This is a genomic window from Acidimicrobiales bacterium, from assembly GCA_040219515.1.
Taxonomy (GTDB): Bacteria; Actinomycetota; Acidimicrobiia; order Acidimicrobiales; family Aldehydirespiratoraceae; genus JAJRXC01.
The window spans coordinates 193,707-210,413 of the sequence record JAVJSI010000018.1 but is presented as its reverse complement, the minus strand read 5'-3'; the positions used below and the strand labels follow the sequence as shown (position 1 = coordinate 210,413).

The window sequence follows — 16,707 nt, the reverse complement described above, 5'->3', positions numbered from 1 at the left end:
GCGATGGTCGAAGCAGTCTGGTTGATTCCTGCCTTCCCGCTCGCCGGGTTCCTCTTCCTGCTCCTCGCGGGCCCGAAGCTCGGCGAGCCGCGGGCCGGATGGGTCGCAACGCTCGCGATGGGCGGCTCGTTCGTCTCGGCCGTCGTCGTCTTCTTCGGTCTCGTCGGCAAGGAGGAGGAAGAACGCCAGTTCGTCCAGACGCTCTTCGAGTGGGTGCCGGCCGGCGACTTCCAGGTCGACGTCGGCTTCCTCGTCGACCCGCTGTCGGTCACGATGACGTTGTTCATCACCGGCGTCGGTGCGCTCATCCACCTGTACTCGATCGGGTACATGCACGGTGACCCGAAGTTCTCGAAGTTCTTCCTCTACCTGAACCTGTTCGCCTTCTCGATGCTGATGTTGGTGCTGGGCGACAACATGCTCCTCACCTTCCTCGGGTGGGAGGGCGTGGGGGCGTGCTCGTACTTCCTCATCTCGTTCTGGTTCACCGACGAGGCCAACGCCTCGGCCGGCAAGAAGGCGTTCGTCACCAACCGCATCGGTGACTGGGGCTTCATGGTCGCCATGTTCCTCACGTTCACGACGATCGGTTCGATCCAGTACGTCGACATCTTCGCGGCCGACGCCGGACTCACCGAGACCACCGCGACGGCGATCACCCTGCTGCTCCTCGTCGGCGCCGCCGGCAAGTCGGCCCAGATTCCACTGTTCGTGTGGCTGCCCGACGCCATGGCCGGCCCGACCCCCGTGTCGGCACTCATTCACGCGGCCACCATGGTCACCTCGGGCGTCTACCTGCTCACCCGCATGAACGGCGTGATCGACGTTTCGGCCGCCTGGGCGCCCACCACCATCGCGTGGGTCGGCGCCGCGACGGCATTGTTCGCCGCCACCATCGCCGTCGCCCAGAACGACATCAAGAAGGTGCTGGCCTACTCGACGGTCAGTCAGCTCGGCTACATGTTCCTCGCCATCGGCACGGGTGCCTATGTGGCCGCCATCTTCCACATGATCACCCACGCCTTCTTCAAGGCACTCCTGTTCCTCGGCTCCGGCTCGGTCATCCACGGGATGGACAACGACCAGGACATGCGGCACTACGGCGGGCTCCGCAAGCTGATGCCGATCACCTCGGTCACCTTCATCATCGGCTGGCTGGCCATCGCCGGCGTGCCGCCCTTTGCCGGCTTCTGGTCGAAGGACGAGATCCTCGCCTTTGCGTGGGAAGACAACGTGGCGTTGTGGGCCGTCGGCTTCATCACCGCCATCCTCACCGCGTTCTACATGAGCCGTCAGGTGTTCATGACCTTCTTCGGCCGCTACCGCTTCGCCGATGTGCGAGGCGAAGAGCTCGAGGCCATGGCGGCGATGAAGGTGGAGGCGGCCGAGGCCGCCGCAACCGAGGCCGAAGCAAGCATCGGCGAGGCCGAGGACGCCGTGGTCAAGGCCCAGGAGAAGCTCGACAAGGCCCAAGAGAAGCTGGTCACCCGCGAGACGGAGATGGCCGAGGCCGATCCGACCGACGAGAAGGCGGTCGACAAGGCGACGAAGAACCTCGACAAGGCGAAGGACGGCGTCGAGAAGGCCACCCTCGCGCTCGAGGAAGCGACCACCGCCGTCGAGGCCGCGCGCGACGCCGTGCGCACCGCCCAGGCGCAGGTGGCCACGGTCGCCGCCTCGTCGATGGGCAGCGGCTCGATCGACTTCGATCTGTTCCGTGCGCCCGACGTCGGCAACCTGACCGACGACGAGCTACCCAACGCCGTGCGAGCGCGCCGTGAGTACCACCCCCACGAGTCGCCCTGGCAGATGACCCTGCCGCTCGTCGTGCTGGCCGGCGCGGCGATCGTCGCCGGCGTGATGAACCTGCCGTTCACCAGCGACCTGCACTTCCTCGATCATTGGCTCGAGCCGACGCTCGTGCATCCGGCCCATCTCGAGAGCTCGGCCAGCGTCAAGTGGATCCTCGCGATCGTCGCCGTCATGGGCGGTCTGGTGGGTATCGGCGCGGCGGTGGCCATCTATCTGAGGGGCCGCTTCCCGGCCGCCAAGGTCGAGCTGCCGATCCTGGCCCGAGGCTGGCGCTACGACGAGTCGATCACCAGCTTCATGGGCGGCCCGGGTCGCAAGAGCTTCGATCTGGTCGCCTGGTTCGACGCCACCTTCGTCGACGGCGCGGTCAACGGCGTCGGCCGCGTCGTTCGTGACGGCGGCGGCCAGCTCCGGCGACTCCAGTCCGGTCTCGTCCGGTCCTATGCCGCCATGGTCGCGATCGGGGCGATCGCCCTGCTCGTCTGGTTCCTCTCGAGGGCGAACTTCTGATGTCTGCCGTACTGCTCGCCACCGAAGCGACCGAGGCCGTCGCCGCCGCCTCGTTCCCCGTGCTGTCCGCGCTGGTGCTCCTTCCCGTCATCGGGGCGGTGTTCCTCCTGCTGTTGCCCAACAGTCGTCCCGAACACTTCAAGCAGGTCGCCTTCCTCGTCTCCGCCGCCACCGGTGCGTTGGCGCTCTGGGTGCTCACCGACTTCCAGACCTCCCAGGCGGCCGAGTTCCAGCTCGTCGACACCCACACCTGGATCGAGAGTCTGGGCATCTCGTGGACGCTCGGCGTCGACGGCATCTCCCTCTGGCTCGTCGTGCTCACCGGGTTCATCTTCCCGATCGCCATCGTGGCCATCGACGCCGAACACGACCCCAAGGCCTACTTCGGCTGGCTGCTCGTGCTCGAGGCCGGGTGTATGGGCGTGTTCCTGGCGCTCGATCTGTTCGCCTTCTTCGTGTTCTTCGAGATCGTGCTCGTGCCGATGTACTTCCTCATCGGCAAGTGGGGCCACGGCGAACGGGCCTACGCGGCGACGAAGTTCTTCATCTACACGATGTTCGGCTCGGCCCTCATGCTGGTCGGCATCCTCTCGCTGGCCTTCCTCAACGAGGCCGAGACCGGCGTGCTCACCTTCAACCTGGTCGAGTTGGCCGAGTCACAGGCGATCGCCACCACCACCGCCCGCTGGATCTTCCTCTCGTTCGCGCTGGCGTTCGCGGTGAAGGTGCCGCTCTTCCCGGTCCACACCTGGCTACCCGACGCCCACACCAACGCGCCCACCGCCGGCTCGGTCATCCTCGCGGCGGTCATGCTCAAGCTGGGCACCTACGGATTCCTGCGCTTCGGCATCTATCTGTTCCCCGAAGCCGCCGTCCACTTCGCACCGATGCTGGTCACGCTCGGCACGATCGGGATCATCTACGGCGCCATCGCGGCCACGATGCAACGCGACCTCAAACGTCTCGTCGCCTACTCGTCCGTCGCTCACCTCGGCTTCATCGTGATCGGCATCTTCTCGATCAACACCGAAGGCCTCGAGGGTGGCATCCTCCAGATGGTCAATCACGGACTCTCCACCGGCGCGCTGTTCCTCCTCGTCGGCTGGATCTACGACCGTCGTCACACCCGTCAGATCAGCGAACTCGGCGGTCTCCAGAAGCCGGCCCCGATCTTCGCCGGCGTGTTCATGGTGGTCATGCTCTCCTCGATCGGCCTGCCCGGTCTCAACGGCTTCGTCGGCGAGTTCCTTACGCTCCTCGGCGCATTTGCGGCCCATCGCTGGTGGGCCGTCGTTGCGGCCTCCGGGGTCATCATCGCCGCCCTCTATCTGTTGTGGGCCTACCAGCGTGTCTTCCACGGACCGGCCGAGGGCGAGAACGCCACCATGAAGGACCTCACCTTCCGGGAAGGCCTCATCATGACGCCGTTCCTCGTGGGCATCGTCTTCATGGGCATCTACCCGAAGCCGGTGATCGATCGTATGGAGCCGGCTGTCGATGCGCTCATCGAGCACGTCGAGCGGCACACCGACTTCGTGGAGCCGACCGCCGACATCATCGCGCCGGTGCCCGAGGAGCACGAGGATCACGGCGGCGAGTCCGGCGATGACGAATCCGAGGAGGGGGATCAGTGAGGCTGTTCCAGATCGCTGACCCCGTCGAGACCCCCGAGGTCATCTGGGCCGGCCTCGCCCCGGTGATCGCGCTGGCCGTCGGTGCGGTTCTACTCATCATGTTCCGCTCGATCGTGAAGCGGATGCCGGCCGATTTCGATGTGGCCGCCACTACGGCGATCGGTCCGGTGACGGTGCTCGCCATGTGGATCGTCGGTGGACTCGTGGGCAACGACGTGCCCCTCGCCGGCGTGCGCGACGACATCGGGGAGCCGCTGTTCTACCTGGGCCTGATCGCCGTCCTCGTGCTGTCGTCCGCCTTCGTGCGGTCACTCGACATCGGTTTCGACGCCGCCTTCACCGTCGGCGTCGCGCTCGTGTCGTTCGTGTCGTCGGTCGAGCTGTGGACCGACTCGTTCCGGGTCGCCGGTCAGCCCATCGCGGCGTTCGGTGCCCAGTACGGGGTCGACGGATTCGCGCTCGTCGTCGGTGGCGTGATCGCGTTGTCCGTGGCGCTCACTGCGCTGCTTCTCGACAACTATCTGCGTCGAGAGGGCATCGACGGCGTGGAGATGTACGTCCTGTTGATGTTGTCGGCCGCCGGTGGTCTGCTCATGGCCGGTGCCAACGACCTGATCGTGCTGTTCCTCGGTCTGGAGACCCTGTCGATCGCCGTCTACGTGATGGCCGCCATGCACAGTCGCCGGTCAGAGTCGCTGGAGGCCGGTCTCAAGTACTTCGTCCTCGGCGCCTTCTCTTCGGCCTTCCTGCTCTACGGCATCGCGCTCGTCTACGGTGCAACCGGCTCGCTGAACCTCGTGGAGATCCGCAGCTATCTCGACGCGGTGGTCATCACCAACAACGCGATGCTGCTGGCCGGCTTCGCGCTGATGCTCGTCGGGTTCGGGTTCAAGGTGGCGGCGGTGCCGTTCCACGCGTGGACGCCCGACGTCTACCAGGGCGCGCCCACGCCGGTGGTCGCGTTCATGGCCTCGGCCGTGAAGGCTGCCGGTTTCGCCGCCCTCCTGCGTGTCTTCTACCTCACATTCCTCGACTATCGCGCCGACTGGCAGCCGGCCATCTACGCGCTCGCCGTCGCCACGCTGGTCGTCGGCTCGGTGCTCGCCGTGGTCCAGCGCGACGCGAAGCGCATGCTCGCGTACTCGTCGATCTCCCACGCCGGCTTCATCCTCGTCGGCGTGCAGGCCGCCACCGATCGTGGTGTCGCCGCGGTCGTCTTCTACGCGGCGGCCTACGCGTTCATGGCCATCGGTTCGTTCGGCGTGCTGTCGATCGTGTCCGGCCGCGGCGATCGCGGTACGAGCCTCGACGATCTCAACGGTCTCGGTCGCAGCAACCCGATGCTCGCGTTCGCGCTCACGCTCTTCCTGCTCGGTCAGGCCGGCGTGCCGCTCACGACCGGGTTCGTCGCCAAGTTCGAGGTGATCGGCGCGGCCGTGGACGCTCGTTCCTTCTGGCTGGCGGTGGTGGCCATGATCACCGCGGTCATCTCGGCCTTCCTCTACCTGCGGATCGTGCTGTCGATGTATCTCGGCGCCGATGCCGACGACGATCGGGAGCCGATCGTCGTGCATCCGACCGCCGCATTCGCGGTGGGCGTGGCGCTGGCCCTCACGATCGGTTTCGGTCTCGTTCCCGGGCCCATCGACACGCTCGCGAACGACGCGATCCTCGCGTTGGCCGGCTGAGCGATGTCGCCCGCCGGGCCCGACGACCTCGGATCCGGCCCCGTGGCGTGGGACGAGGCGCGTGAGTTGGTCGCCCTCGTCCTCTCCCTCGCGGCATTGCTCGTCACCGTTGCGCCGATCCTCGGTCGGGTGATCGACGGTCAGCTCGATCGCGCCGGACTCGGGAGCGCGCTGACCGGCGCCACACCGACCACCGGACTCTTCGTGTTGGGGGCGGCCGTGCTCGTGGCGACCACCCCGGCGGTCGATGTCACGCCGCGCCTCCGGTCCACCGTGGTCGGAGTGAGCACGATCGTCTGCCTCGTCGCCCTCTTGGCCGCGCTCGACATCCTGTTCTCGGACTCGAGCGGGGGAGTGCGCCACTTCTTCACCCGCTTTCCGACGATCCTGCGCTTCTCCGGGCCGGCGGCCCTCCTGAGTGGCACCGCGGCCTGGGTGGCCCGTCGCGTCGTCCCGTTCGCCGGCCCCTGACCCCGCGCACTCCGGGTGCGTTACCGTTGCCGTCGTTCGACAGGAAGGTCAACCCATGAGTCACCTGCCGTTGTCGCTGACGGAGCTGTCCCCGACGTTCGTCGCCGAGCGCCTGGCCGCGTCGGGTCACGACGTCGACGTCGCCGGGGTGGCGGTGCGTCCACTCGCCGGTTTCACCGGGCTCATGGGCGAGGTGGCCATCATCGATGTGACCTACGCGTCGGTCACCGACCTGCCGACACAGTTCATCGGCAAGTGCCCGCTCGACGACGACATGGCTCGGATGTACAACGCGGTGATGAACGCCTACCAGCGTGAGAGCGGGTTCTACCGCGACCTCGCCGATCAGGTGCCGATGCGGGTGCCGCGCGCCTACGTCAACGAGTACGACGAGGCGACGGGTCGGAGCGTCCTGCTCATCGAGAAGCTCGACGGTACTCCCGGCGACATCCTGGTGGGTCCCGACATCGAGATGTTCGCCACCCTCGTCGCCCAGCTCGGCACCATGCACGGTCAGTTCTGGGAGAGTTCGAGCTACGGCGACCTCGACTGGGCCATCGACTGGACCCTGCCCTCGTTGCGGCTCGGCATCCCGATCATCCAGGAGCACTGGGCCGCCATTCGCCAGGCCCGCCCCGACCTCGCGCCCGTCGAGATCCTCGACTTCTTCGAACGCACGTGGGTCAACGACACCGAGACGTGGCTCGAGCGAGTGGCCGAGCGTCCGTGGACCTTCATCCATGGTGACTACGAGTTCGACAACATCTATTTCAGCCCGGACGGCCCGGTGGTCTTCGACTGGCAGACGCCGATGATGAGCTTCCCGGGCGGCGACCTCGCCTGGTTCCTGGGCCTGGGCGCGACCGAGGAATCGGTGGCGGAGGAAGGTGCACTGCTCGACACCTACCGGGCTGCGCTCGCGGCGGCCGGTGGACCCGAGTGGTCACGCGACGAGTTGCTCGACGACGCTGCGGCGAGTCTGCAGTTCCACTGCACCTCGGCGGCATCCACGCTCAACGGGGTGATCACCGCCGGCGCGCCCCCCGAGGACCGCTCCCGTCGCCGCTTCGAGAAGATGACCGCGGGCATGTTCGCCTGCGCCTCCCGCTGGAACGTCCTCGACCGAGTCCCCGAATAGCGTCGCATTCGGGCGTTGCATTTGGACGCGGAGGGCAGGAGGCGAAACACTGCCCGCCGACATGACCTCGACCGCCCCCGCCCCGATCGTTGCCCTCGGCTATCGCGACTACCGGATCTTCTGGCTCGCCAGCATCGTGTCGAACGTGGGCTCGCTTGCGTCGCTCACCGCGCTGGGGTGGGTCGTCAAGGAAACGACCGACAGCGCGTGGCGGGTGACGCTCGTTGCCGTCGCCGGCCTGCTTCCCCTGGCGGTCGCCGGTCCGATCGGTGGAGGACTCGCCGATCGCATGCGCCGCCGCGATCTGCTGGCGATGTCGTTGGCCCTCCAAGCGGTGTTCGCGGTGCTCGTGGCCGTCGTGGTGTGGCGGCTCGACGACCCGTACTGGTTGTTGTTCGCCCTCTCCCTCCTCGGCGGCTTCGTGGCGTCGCTGGGCTCACCCGTGCAACAGGCCATCGTCACCGAGCTCGTGCCGCCGCAGCATCTGCGCAACGCGATCTCGCTGAACTCCAGCCAGTGGAACACGTCACGAGCCATCGGACCGCTGTTGGCCGGCGCACTCATCGCCGCGGTAGGAGCAGTCTGGGTGTTCTGGATCAATGCCATCAGCTTCCTTGTGATGGTCGGGGCGCTCTTTCTGATCCCGGCCCGCCCGGTGGCCTCCGGGACCGGCGAGAGCTTCGTGCAGATCATCAGGTCCGGCATGCGCTACGCCTTCAGGTCGCCGGGGATCCGCGCCTGTCTGCTCGCCGGCGGCATCGTCGGCTTGCTGCTGGCGCCGCTGACCTGGCTGATCGCCGTCATCGCCACCGACGGCTTCGACACCGGTGAGGGTGAGTTCGGCGTTCTCGCGTCGTCGTTCGGCTTCGGTGCGTTGATCGGCGCGGTGGTGCTCGTGTTCATCGAACAGCACTTCCCTCATCGCCAGGTCGTCATCACGGCGCTGTTCGTCATGTCGGCGTTCGTCACGCTGCTCGGGATGGTGCCCGCACTCTGGATGGGTGTGGTGGTGCTGTTCCTGACCGGTGTGGCGTTCACTCCTGCCGTCTCGACGGTGGTCGCCGCCATGCAGGCCCACGCCGAGGACGCGTATCGCGGCCGGGTGATGTCGCTCTGGTTGATGTGGTTCGGCATGGTCTCGCCGGTGGCGGTCATCGTGCAGGGCGTCGTCGCCGAGGTCGCCTCTATCGAGATCGCCCTCATGGCGACGGGGGTGATCGCTGCGGCGGTGACGCTCGTCTTCGTTCTGGGCGGTGGCCACCGGGCCATCGACCCGCCCGCCCCTGTGATCGCACACTGATCCCAACCGCAACGGGGGTCTGACCCCAGATGCAACGGTTGGACCGGGGGAGGGGGGAACGGCCAGACTGCGGGCATGCCTCTCAGCCCCGGTGACGACTTCCTCATCCATCAGTTTCCCGAGCCGATCGACACGGTTTTCACGAGCGATCGTCACTTCTACGATCGCTACTACTTCAACATGCACGGGTCGGACGACTCGCTGTTCATGGTGTTCGGCATGGGGCAGTACCCCAACATGGGCGTGACCGACGCGTTCGTCACGGTGTCGCACGGCGACCATCAGGTGACCGTGCGAGCCTCGCGCGAACTCGGTTCGGATCGGATGGACACGAGCGTCGGTCCCTTGAAGATCGAGGTGATCGAAGGGCTGCGTCAGCTGCGGCTGACCTGCGACGAGAACGAGTGGGGCCTCTCGCTCGACGTCACGTTCACCGCGATGACCGAGGCGCTGGCCGAGCCGAAATCGATCACCCATGTCGGGCAACGCCAGACCCAGGACACCTTCCGTCTCGCCCACGTGGGCTCCTACGAGGGCTGGCTCGAGATCGATGGCACTCGCTACGACATCACGCCCGACCGTTGGATGGGAGCCCGCGACCACAGCTGGGGCGTCCGTCACGGCATCGGCGAGCCGGAGCCCAAGGGGATCGGTGCCAAGATCCATCCCGACATGTCGATGGGGTTCTTCCACAACTGGTTGCCCATCCAGTTCGACGACCACATGGTCAAGATCACGATCGACAACGACCATGCCGGCCGGCGACTCCTCGAAGAGGCGGTGAAGCTCTACAACCTCGGCGACGAGCGCGAGCCCGAGCATCTCGGCCGCCCCGAGATCGACATCACCTACTTCCCGGGCACGCGTGAGGTCGAGAAGGCCGAGGTCTGGTTCAGCGGCGACGGCGCCTCTGACCTGCGGATCACGACGACACCACTGCGCACCGTCTATCTCAAGGCCGGGTCGGGCTACATGTACGACGGGTACTGGGGTCACGGGGTCTGGCAGGGAGCCGACCTCAAGGTCGAAGGCGTCGACACGCCGATCGGCGCACCCACCGAACGGCTCGACATCGCCCTGCTCAACGAGACGCTCTGTCGCCACGAGACCAACGACGGCAGGATCGGCTACGGCATGCACGAGAACCTGGCCGCCGGCCTCTACATCCCGTTCGGCTGGACGTCCCCCACCGCCGTCGCCGACTGAGTTGGGACACCGGGGTCAGACCCCCGTCCCAACTCAGGGCGACCGTGGCCGGCACGTTTCGCCGCTGCCAACGAGCTGCCAACCGGCGATGCGAATCTCGCTCGACGCGCGATCGAATACCGAAAATGTCCCGTACCGGGCCCCGATGTCACATCTCACCAACAAGACGGGGAGGAGTGGATCGATGCAGGTTGGCGATCAGTTGGTGGGAGACGGCCGAGGTCCCGGCGTGCGGGTGCTCGGCCCGGCCACGATCGGCGCGCAGTCCGCAACGCAGCGACAGCGAGCGCTGATCGCGGCTCTGGCGCTGGCCGGTCAGCGGGGGGCCGACATCGACGAGTTGGCCGACGGCGTCTGGGGCGGGCGCCCACCGAACAGCGCCCGGTCCTCGCTGCAGAACCAGATGACGCGCCTGCGTCGATTGCACGGTGACGACCTGATCGTGTGTGAGCACGCCCGGTACCTCCTCGGTCGGCCCACTGATGTCGCGCAGTTCGAAGGCACACTGGTCCGGGTCCGGTCGGCGCCGCTGACGCGGGCCTCCGTCGACTCGTTGGCCGGCGCCCTCGATCTCTGGCGGGGGACGCCCTACGTCGACCTCACCGACAGTCACACGGCGGAGATCGAGCGGGCCCGGCTCGCGCAGGAACGAGCACGGGCGGCCGACCTTCTGGCCACCGGACGCATCCAGTTGCGCGACTACGAGCAGTGCATCACCGAACTGCGCGCCGAGGTCGAGGACGACCCGTATCGCGACCGGGCGTGGGAGTTGCTGTTCGTCGCCCTCCAACGGGCCGGACGACCGAGCGAAGCGCTCGCCGCCCATCGAGAGTACGTGGATCGGCTCCGCGGGCAGTTCGGCGTGGAGCCGAGCGCGTCCATGATCGACGTGGGCCGGGCGTTGAAGCTCGGCACACCGATCGACGTCACGGCCGACGGGGGTGTGCCTCGTCTCGTCGCGGCTCCGGCGACGGCCACACCGTCGCGGGGCCGATGCCTCCACGATCCAGTTGTTCGACACTGTCGGGTGCGGGGTCGTCGTCGACGCCGTCGAGTCGATCCCTGACGAGTCAGTCGATCCAGATCACCCGGCGATCGGCCGGCGGGTCGTAGCGGCAGCGGTGCCCCGTGCGCACGGTCGTGTGCAGATGACGGCCCAGCAGCGGGTGGTCGTCCTCGAGCCGTGAGATGGTGCGGGCGATCAGCTTGCCGACCCGCGACCGCACCGATTCGTCGAAGAGCCGATCTCTGATCTCGGCGACGCTCGCGTCGTCGCCGATCGTCTCTCGTCCGAGCGACTCGTCCGGTTCGCCCCCGCGGGCCAATCGGTCGAGTTCGGCGGCGGGAACCGGTTGCCCGGGATGGCTGACGAGGTGACGGATCGATCCGAGGCCCTTCGACGCGCGCAGCGTCACATCACCCATGACCCCGAACCCCACCTGCCACGTCGGGCCCGGCCGGAGGCGCCCGACCATCGGGGCTCCGAGGGGCACGGTGACGCCGCCGTCGGGATGCGTCAGGTCGGCGGTGCGGGCCAGAAGAGCCCGGTAACCGCCTGCTCGAAAGAACAGGCCGGCCGCCGTGATGAGCTGGTCGACGGTTTGACCCGCGCCGGTCGGCGCAGGGTCGCCGACGACCTCGGCGCACAGCATGACCCGCGCGAGTTCCGCCCGGGCCAGCGCGCCCCACAGGGGAGCGCGGGCGTCGCCGGCGACGACCGCTTCGCGCAGGACGTCGGCAGCTGCGTGGAGATCGCCCGTCGAGGCGAGGAGCGGTCCGGTCGCGAGCGCTCGGGGGCCGAGCGGGACGTCACCCTCGACGAGGAACGACGGTTGTGCGCGGAGCGCCTCCAGCAGCGCTTCGGCCATGGGCCGCGACCCGATGCGGGACACGGACCAGGCCGCAGCCGTGAGTTCTTGACCGGTGCAGGCGGTGAGATCCGCCGCCTCGAGCAGCGACGTGGCCGATGCCTCGTCGCCGGCGAGGACACAGGCCCGAGCGCGGACCATCGATTCGCCCTCTTCGATCCACGATGCGTGGCGGCCGGCGAGAAAGTCGACCTCCGCCGCGACCACCGGCCCGAGGCGGGCCGAATCGGTGAGGTCGGGTATGCCGCGCTCGATCAGGTCATGCTCGGCGCTCATCGACGCGAGCGTACGGTCGGCGATGGCCCTACGACGAGTCGCCCGTGCTATTCACTAGGTGTGATGACCGGTGACGTCGGCCGCCCGCCCGGTTCACCCAGGACAACAATGCGCAGTGAGGATGGATGACGCCGGACCGGCTTCCCTGGGAGATCGTCGAGACGCTGCCGTCGGCCGACCGGGCGATGATCGACCGAGCGACTCGTCGAGTGGCATCGGCCAAGGGTGCGGGGGAGCGCGTCGCCGCTCTCGTCGGTCGGGCGCTCGCCCGGTACTGGGCCCCTGCGCTCGGCGAGACGGACGACTCGTGGGCGGTGTCGGCCCGGCATCGCCAGGACGACATCGCCCACGCAATCGAGGTCGCACGCGAGTCCGCGGACGCAGACCTGATCGCCACCGCGGCATTGGGCGGCCTGTACGCGAACTGGGGCCCGCCGGACCCGACCGAGCGGGGGCTGGTCCTCGAGGAGCTGAACGCCGTGCGTCCCTCGGTTCGGGATCAGGAGCTGCGCGTTCGCATCGTCGAATGGCAAGTGCTGGCGTCGTTCGACGCCGGTGACCTCGCCGGTGTGCGACGGGGCATCGATGATTTCCTCGTCGAATCAGCGGGGCTCGACTCGAAGCTGTTCCGTCGTCGAGAGGTGCTGTGGCGTGCGAACCTCGAGATGCTCGAGGGCAATCTCGACGAGGCGGTGCGGCTCAACGAGGACGCGATCGCATCGACCGCCGACCTCGCCGGTTCGCCCTTCTCCTTCCAGAACGTGGCGGTCACGATGGCGATCGCCATGTACCTCCGGCGGAGCCTGGCCGACGTGGTCGATGCCATTCGTTCCATCCGGGCCTCGTCGCCCAGGGTGGAGGCGAACTGGGATGTGGGCCTCGCCTTCGTTCTGTCGGAGATCGGCGAGCTGGACGAGGCCCGCCGGATCTTCGAGACCCTGGCTCGTGACCGGTTCGCACCCGTCCCGCGCGACCTCAACTGGCTCGTGTCCATGCATCTGCTCGGGCTCATTGCGGTGAACCTGGACGATCACGAGCGTGCCGCAGAACTGCTCGAGCAGCTGCGCCCCTACGCGTCGCTCGACAGCACACACGGCTCCGGTTACGCGTCCTACGGGCCGGTGGGCCGGGTGGCCGGCCTCCTCGCCGCGGTGACCGGCGACCTCGACGAGGCCGAGGTGTGGTTCGACTTCGTCCTCTCCACACGCGGGCCGGGGCCCTGGACGGTGCTGGCCCGCCTCGACCGTGCGACCTGCCGTGAACGAGTCGACCCCGTCGGTGCGCTGGCCGACGCGGAGCAGGCCGAACCGGCGCTTCGACGCTTCGGCTTCGGAGTCCGTGCGGACGAGGCCCGGTCGCTGGCCGATCGCGTTCGCCTCGACGGTCACGGCGGACCGGTCGCCCGGCTCGAGGGCGGTGTGTGGACGCTGACGCACTCCAGCGGCCGAACGGACGTGCGCGACGGTGTGGGCATTCGCCACCTCTGCCGGTTGCTGCGCCATCCCGGTGAATCGATCGACGTCCTCGACCTCGACGAGCGAGTCGATCCGGCCCTCCCGCGGGCCTCGGTGGTCGAGTCGGCGATCGACGCCGAAGCGCGAACGGTCTACCGCCGGCGTCTCGATCAGCTCGACGCGATGTCGTCTCGGACCCGTCGGCTCGACGAGGAGCGCGAGTTTCTCCTGAAGGAGTTGGCCGGGGCGACCCACGCCGCATCGACGTCGAGAGAGATCGAGAAGGCGCGGGTGCGCGTGACGACGGCGATTCGCCGTGCAGTCTCGACGATCAGTGAGCAGTCGCCGGGCCTTGGGGCCCACCTCACCGCGAGTCTCGAGACCGGACGCCGGTGCTCGTACCAGCCCGTCGACGGGGTGGCCTGGCGAACCGACGCCTGACGAGCTCCGCGGAAAAGAACTCGCCGTTGTTGTTCCGTTGTTGGTGATTCGTTGGCGCGAGTTCGCTAGTGACAGCCCGTACGCACACGAGCAACTCGAGGATGACGATGAGCAAGCTTCTCGGCCGCGGCTTCGCAGCTGCGGTGGCCATGACGATGGCGGCGACCGCCCTCGCGACGTCACCTGCCGGCGCGGCGGAACCGACACCCGGTTGGACCGCCTCCGTCGGCAGCGGTGGTTCGGTCCGCTACTTCGACTCGGCCACCGGGCCCGACGGTTCGGTCGTCCTGGCCGGCTGGAACCAGTCGGGCAGCGAGACCGATGGTGTCGTGCGCAAGCTCGACGCCAGCGGCAACGAAGTGTGGAAGACCCTCGTCGGCGACGAAGGAGCGGCGGACTACATCAGTGCAGTCGACGTGGCCCCCGACGGCAGCGTCGTCGTGGCCGGACGAACCCGCGGTGACATCGGTGGCCGCACCGGTGGCACCGACTTCGACGCATTCGTGGCCAAGCTCTCCTCGACCGGCGCAGTCCTGTGGGCCGAGCAGATCGGACAGAACGGCACGAACAACGACGACGCCGGCCTCGGCGTGGCGGCGGCCACCGACGGGTCCGTCTTCCTCGGCGCCTTCGTCAGCTTCTCGGACCAACCGGCGCTGTTGCGGTTCGACAGCGCCGGCAACGAACAGTGGCGCTATGCGTACGGCGCGCCGGGGGACATCATCGAGGACATGGCGTACTCCCAGGAGTACGGCGCCGCCTACTTCACGGCGGTCGGACCGACCGGCGGTCTGCTCTCGAGCGCCTCGCTCGCCGGCACGATGAGCTCGGAAACCAGGGTTCCCGGCGTGACCTCGCTGTCAGTGGCGATCGCGCCGACGTCCGGTGACGTGGTCGCGGGCGGTGACGCATACCTGGGCCGGTTCAGCTTCCTCGGCATCAACATGTGGGCCAACACCTCGGTGCCGCTCGACATCGGCGACATCGATGTCGAGAACGACGGCAGCATCGTGGCCTTCACAACCGCGACCAGCGGGGCGAGCCCCGCACTGCGCGGCTTCACGAGCACCGGCTCCCTCGAGAGCTGGTCCAAGCCGTTGGCGTCCGCGGTGGAAGGTCACGTCAGTGCGACCAGCGACGGCGGCGTCGTCACGTCGTCGACCGACAGCGGCTACAACACGGTCAGTCTGGCGCGATTCAACGGTTCGAGCACGGGCGGCGGATCCGGCGGCGGGAGTGGCACGGCGGGCTTCACCGACGTGCCCCCCGGCGCCTTCTACAGCGAGGGCGTCGCGTTCTTGAAGGCCGAGGGCATCACCACGGGAACGTCGCCGACGACCTATTCACCGGACGACGTGGTGACCCGTGGTCAGATGGCGGCGTTCCTGCATCGCCTGGCCGGCACCCCCGGCGGCAGTCCGGCCCATGGCTTCAGCGACGTGCCCGGCGGCACCTTCTACGCCGATGCGGTGGCGTGGCTGAAGGCCGAAGGCATCACCACCGGCACCACCGCCAGCACCTACTCGCCGAACGACGTGGTGACCCGTGGTCAGATGGCGGCGTTCCTGCATCGCCTGGCCGGTTCGCCGGACGACAACCCCGGCCATGGCTTCAGCGACGTGCCCGCGAACGCGTTCTACCGCGATGCGGTGGCATGGCTCAAGGACCAGGGCATCACCACCGGCACCTCGGCGAGTACCTATTCGCCGAACGACGTGGTGACCCGTGGCCAGATGGCGGCGTTCCTCTACCGCATGGCCACCGACTCGGACTGGACCTACCCGGGCTGAGCGTCGGGCCCGAAGATCCGGTCCAGATGGCCACGCTCGATCTCCGCGATCGTGCGGGTCGTCGTGGTCCAGTCGGTGGGGTCGTAGCTGACCGGCCAGTCCGGTTGTCCCTCGGGAACGAAATCCCAGAGCGCATAGAAGTCCTTGCGGGTGGCGGCCGCGCTCAGCGGCCGCTGCTGGGGAGCGTTCCCCCGCATGGGTCCGGCGAACAACTGACCGACACCCACTCCGGTTCCGGCGCCGAGCAGGCCCGGCGGGGGTCGGTCGAAGTTGCGGGCCCACCACTGCTCGGAGAAGAAGAGCGCACAGAAGTCGAGCCGGAGGTATTCGTCGATGAACACCCACCCGCGCGACGTCAGACACGGCCAGAGGTGCAGCACGCAGTCGTGGAGCGAGTCCTGGTAGTCCACGTCGAGGTATGCGAACACGACGGGTTCGCGATGGTGGGGGAGTGTGTCGCTGAACCAGCCCTTGCGGAACTCGCAGACGTCGATCTCACCGTGGGTCTCGATGTTGTCCCGGACCTCTTCGAGCGCGCCGTGGAATGCACCGGTGCCGAGCGCCCCCGCCCATCGGTCGCCCTCGGCCGGTTCCGGCAGTCCCTCGAACGAGTCGTAGACGACGAGCTTGCGGTCGACGATGTGGGCGATGAGCGAGAGGTTCGTGCTGGTGCCGCCCTTCCACGCGCCGCACTCGACCAGGCAACCCTCCACGCGGGGCGGAGTCGCGAGGATCTTCGACGCCATCGCCACGTGGGCCCGGAAGCTGGTGCCGGTCTCGATCCGGCCGGTGTTGCGGTACATCCGCACGACCAGGCGGAACCGTTTCCGCCAGCTCAGCGGGTAGTGGCCTCCGGTGGCGCGGTCGTGCAGGAGAGCGTAGGTGAGCTGGGGAATCGCCAGGAGGTCGTTGACCCGATGGAACCAGCGGATCGAGCGCGCACCCGGCTTCTTGTGCCGGGTCAGACGATTTCGGAGTCGCGCGAACATCGCATGAACCTACTCCGGGTCGAACCGCCGCAGCATTTCCCTGCGGTCCGGCCGATGCATCCGAATCGACTTCGGCCCGATCCCGACGAGGTCCCCCGTTTGACGGTAGGTTCTGGCCGCCGGGAACGGA

General features: G+C 67.9%; 12 protein-coding genes. 10 read left to right on the top strand and 2 right to left on the bottom strand.

The genetic code is table 11. The features are described from left to right. Positions 1–3 precede the first annotated feature (3 nt). The 8 genes from nuoL (at position 4) to RIB98_19210 (ending at position 10,825) form a co-directional block, all read left to right on the top strand. Positions 4–2,322, top strand: coding sequence for an NADH-quinone oxidoreductase subunit L (gene nuoL, locus RIB98_19245; GenBank protein ID MEQ8843118.1), 2,319 nt, complete (start codon positions 4–6; stop codon positions 2,320–2,322). Continuing rightward, positions 2,322–3,956 carry an NADH-quinone oxidoreductase subunit M gene (locus RIB98_19240; protein MEQ8843117.1) on the top strand — a complete coding sequence of 545 codons (1,635 nt, stop codon included), beginning with the start codon at positions 2,322–2,324 and terminating at the stop codon, positions 3,954–3,956. Before nuoL ends, RIB98_19240 begins: the two co-directional genes overlap by 1 nt. Continuing rightward, on the top strand, positions 3,953–5,644 hold the full coding sequence (locus RIB98_19235) for an NADH-quinone oxidoreductase subunit N (GenBank protein MEQ8843116.1): 1,692 nt from the start codon (positions 3,953–3,955) through the stop codon (positions 5,642–5,644). Before RIB98_19240 ends, RIB98_19235 begins: the two co-directional genes overlap by 4 nt. 3 nt (positions 5,645–5,647) lie before the next feature. Next, positions 5,648–6,115, top strand: coding sequence for a hypothetical protein (locus tag RIB98_19230; protein ID MEQ8843115.1), 468 nt, complete (start codon positions 5,648–5,650; stop codon positions 6,113–6,115). Between the two features lie 55 nt (positions 6,116–6,170). Continuing rightward, positions 6,171–7,253 (top strand): aminoglycoside phosphotransferase family protein, encoded by a 1,083-nt coding sequence (locus tag RIB98_19225; GenBank protein MEQ8843114.1) that lies wholly within the window; start codon positions 6,171–6,173, stop codon positions 7,251–7,253. A 61-nt stretch (positions 7,254–7,314) separates the two neighbouring features. Next, complete coding sequence (locus RIB98_19220) at positions 7,315–8,553, top strand: MFS transporter (protein MEQ8843113.1); 1,239 nt, start codon at positions 7,315–7,317, stop codon at positions 8,551–8,553. A 75-nt stretch (positions 8,554–8,628) separates the two neighbouring features. Beyond that, on the top strand, positions 8,629–9,759 hold the full coding sequence (locus tag RIB98_19215) for a hypothetical protein (protein ID MEQ8843112.1): 1,131 nt from the start codon (positions 8,629–8,631) through the stop codon (positions 9,757–9,759). 184 nt (positions 9,760–9,943) lie between these two features. Beyond that, positions 9,944–10,825 carry a bacterial transcriptional activator domain-containing protein gene (locus tag RIB98_19210; GenBank protein ID MEQ8843111.1) on the top strand — a complete coding sequence of 294 codons (882 nt, stop codon included), beginning with the start codon at positions 9,944–9,946 and terminating at the stop codon, positions 10,823–10,825. Positions 10,826–10,829: 4 nt separating this feature from the next. Here RIB98_19210 and RIB98_19205 read toward each other — a convergent pair whose 3' ends face one another. Then, the gene (locus RIB98_19205) at positions 10,830–11,903 is read right to left on the bottom strand and encodes a hypothetical protein (protein MEQ8843110.1); all 1,074 of its coding nucleotides are present in this window, start codon (positions 11,901–11,903) and stop codon (positions 10,830–10,832) included. 125 nt (positions 11,904–12,028) lie between these two features. On the opposite strand from RIB98_19205, the gene RIB98_19200 reads away from it, so the two are divergent. Next, positions 12,029–13,798 (top strand): tetratricopeptide repeat protein, encoded by a 1,770-nt coding sequence (locus RIB98_19200; GenBank protein MEQ8843109.1) that lies wholly within the window; start codon positions 12,029–12,031, stop codon positions 13,796–13,798. Between the two features lie 107 nt (positions 13,799–13,905). Next, positions 13,906–15,588, top strand: a complete 1,683-nt coding sequence (locus tag RIB98_19195) for an S-layer homology domain-containing protein (protein MEQ8843108.1) — start codon at positions 13,906–13,908, stop codon at positions 15,586–15,588. Here RIB98_19195 and RIB98_19190 read toward each other — a convergent pair. Then, on the bottom strand, positions 15,576–16,577 hold the full coding sequence (locus RIB98_19190; protein MEQ8843107.1) for a TylF/MycF/NovP-related O-methyltransferase: 1,002 nt from the start codon (positions 16,575–16,577) through the stop codon (positions 15,576–15,578). The genes RIB98_19195 and RIB98_19190 overlap by 13 nt on opposite strands. Positions 16,578–16,707 lie beyond the last annotated feature (130 nt).

Coding starts and splice junctions, on each gene's coding strand:
- RIB98_19195 (MEQ8843108.1), top strand. CDS start 13,906: ATGAGCAAGCTTCTCGGCCGCGGCTTCGCAGCTGCGGTGGCCATGACG.
- RIB98_19215 (MEQ8843112.1), top strand. CDS start 8,629: ATGCCTCTCAGCCCCGGTGACGACTTCCTCATCCATCAGTTTCCCGAG.
- RIB98_19205 (MEQ8843110.1), bottom strand. CDS start 11,903: ATGAGCGCCGAGCATGACCTGATCGAGCGCGGCATACCCGACCTCACC.
- RIB98_19200 (MEQ8843109.1), top strand. CDS start 12,029: ATGACGCCGGACCGGCTTCCCTGGGAGATCGTCGAGACGCTGCCGTCG.
- RIB98_19230 (MEQ8843115.1), top strand. CDS start 5,648: ATGTCGCCCGCCGGGCCCGACGACCTCGGATCCGGCCCCGTGGCGTGG.
- RIB98_19225 (MEQ8843114.1), top strand. CDS start 6,171: ATGAGTCACCTGCCGTTGTCGCTGACGGAGCTGTCCCCGACGTTCGTC.
- RIB98_19220 (MEQ8843113.1), top strand. CDS start 7,315: ATGACCTCGACCGCCCCCGCCCCGATCGTTGCCCTCGGCTATCGCGAC.
- RIB98_19240 (MEQ8843117.1), top strand. CDS start 2,322: ATGTCTGCCGTACTGCTCGCCACCGAAGCGACCGAGGCCGTCGCCGCC.
- RIB98_19210 (MEQ8843111.1), top strand. CDS start 9,944: ATGCAGGTTGGCGATCAGTTGGTGGGAGACGGCCGAGGTCCCGGCGTG.
- nuoL (MEQ8843118.1), top strand. CDS start 4: ATGGTCGAAGCAGTCTGGTTGATTCCTGCCTTCCCGCTCGCCGGGTTC.
- RIB98_19190 (MEQ8843107.1), bottom strand. CDS start 16,577: ATGTTCGCGCGACTCCGAAATCGTCTGACCCGGCACAAGAAGCCGGGT.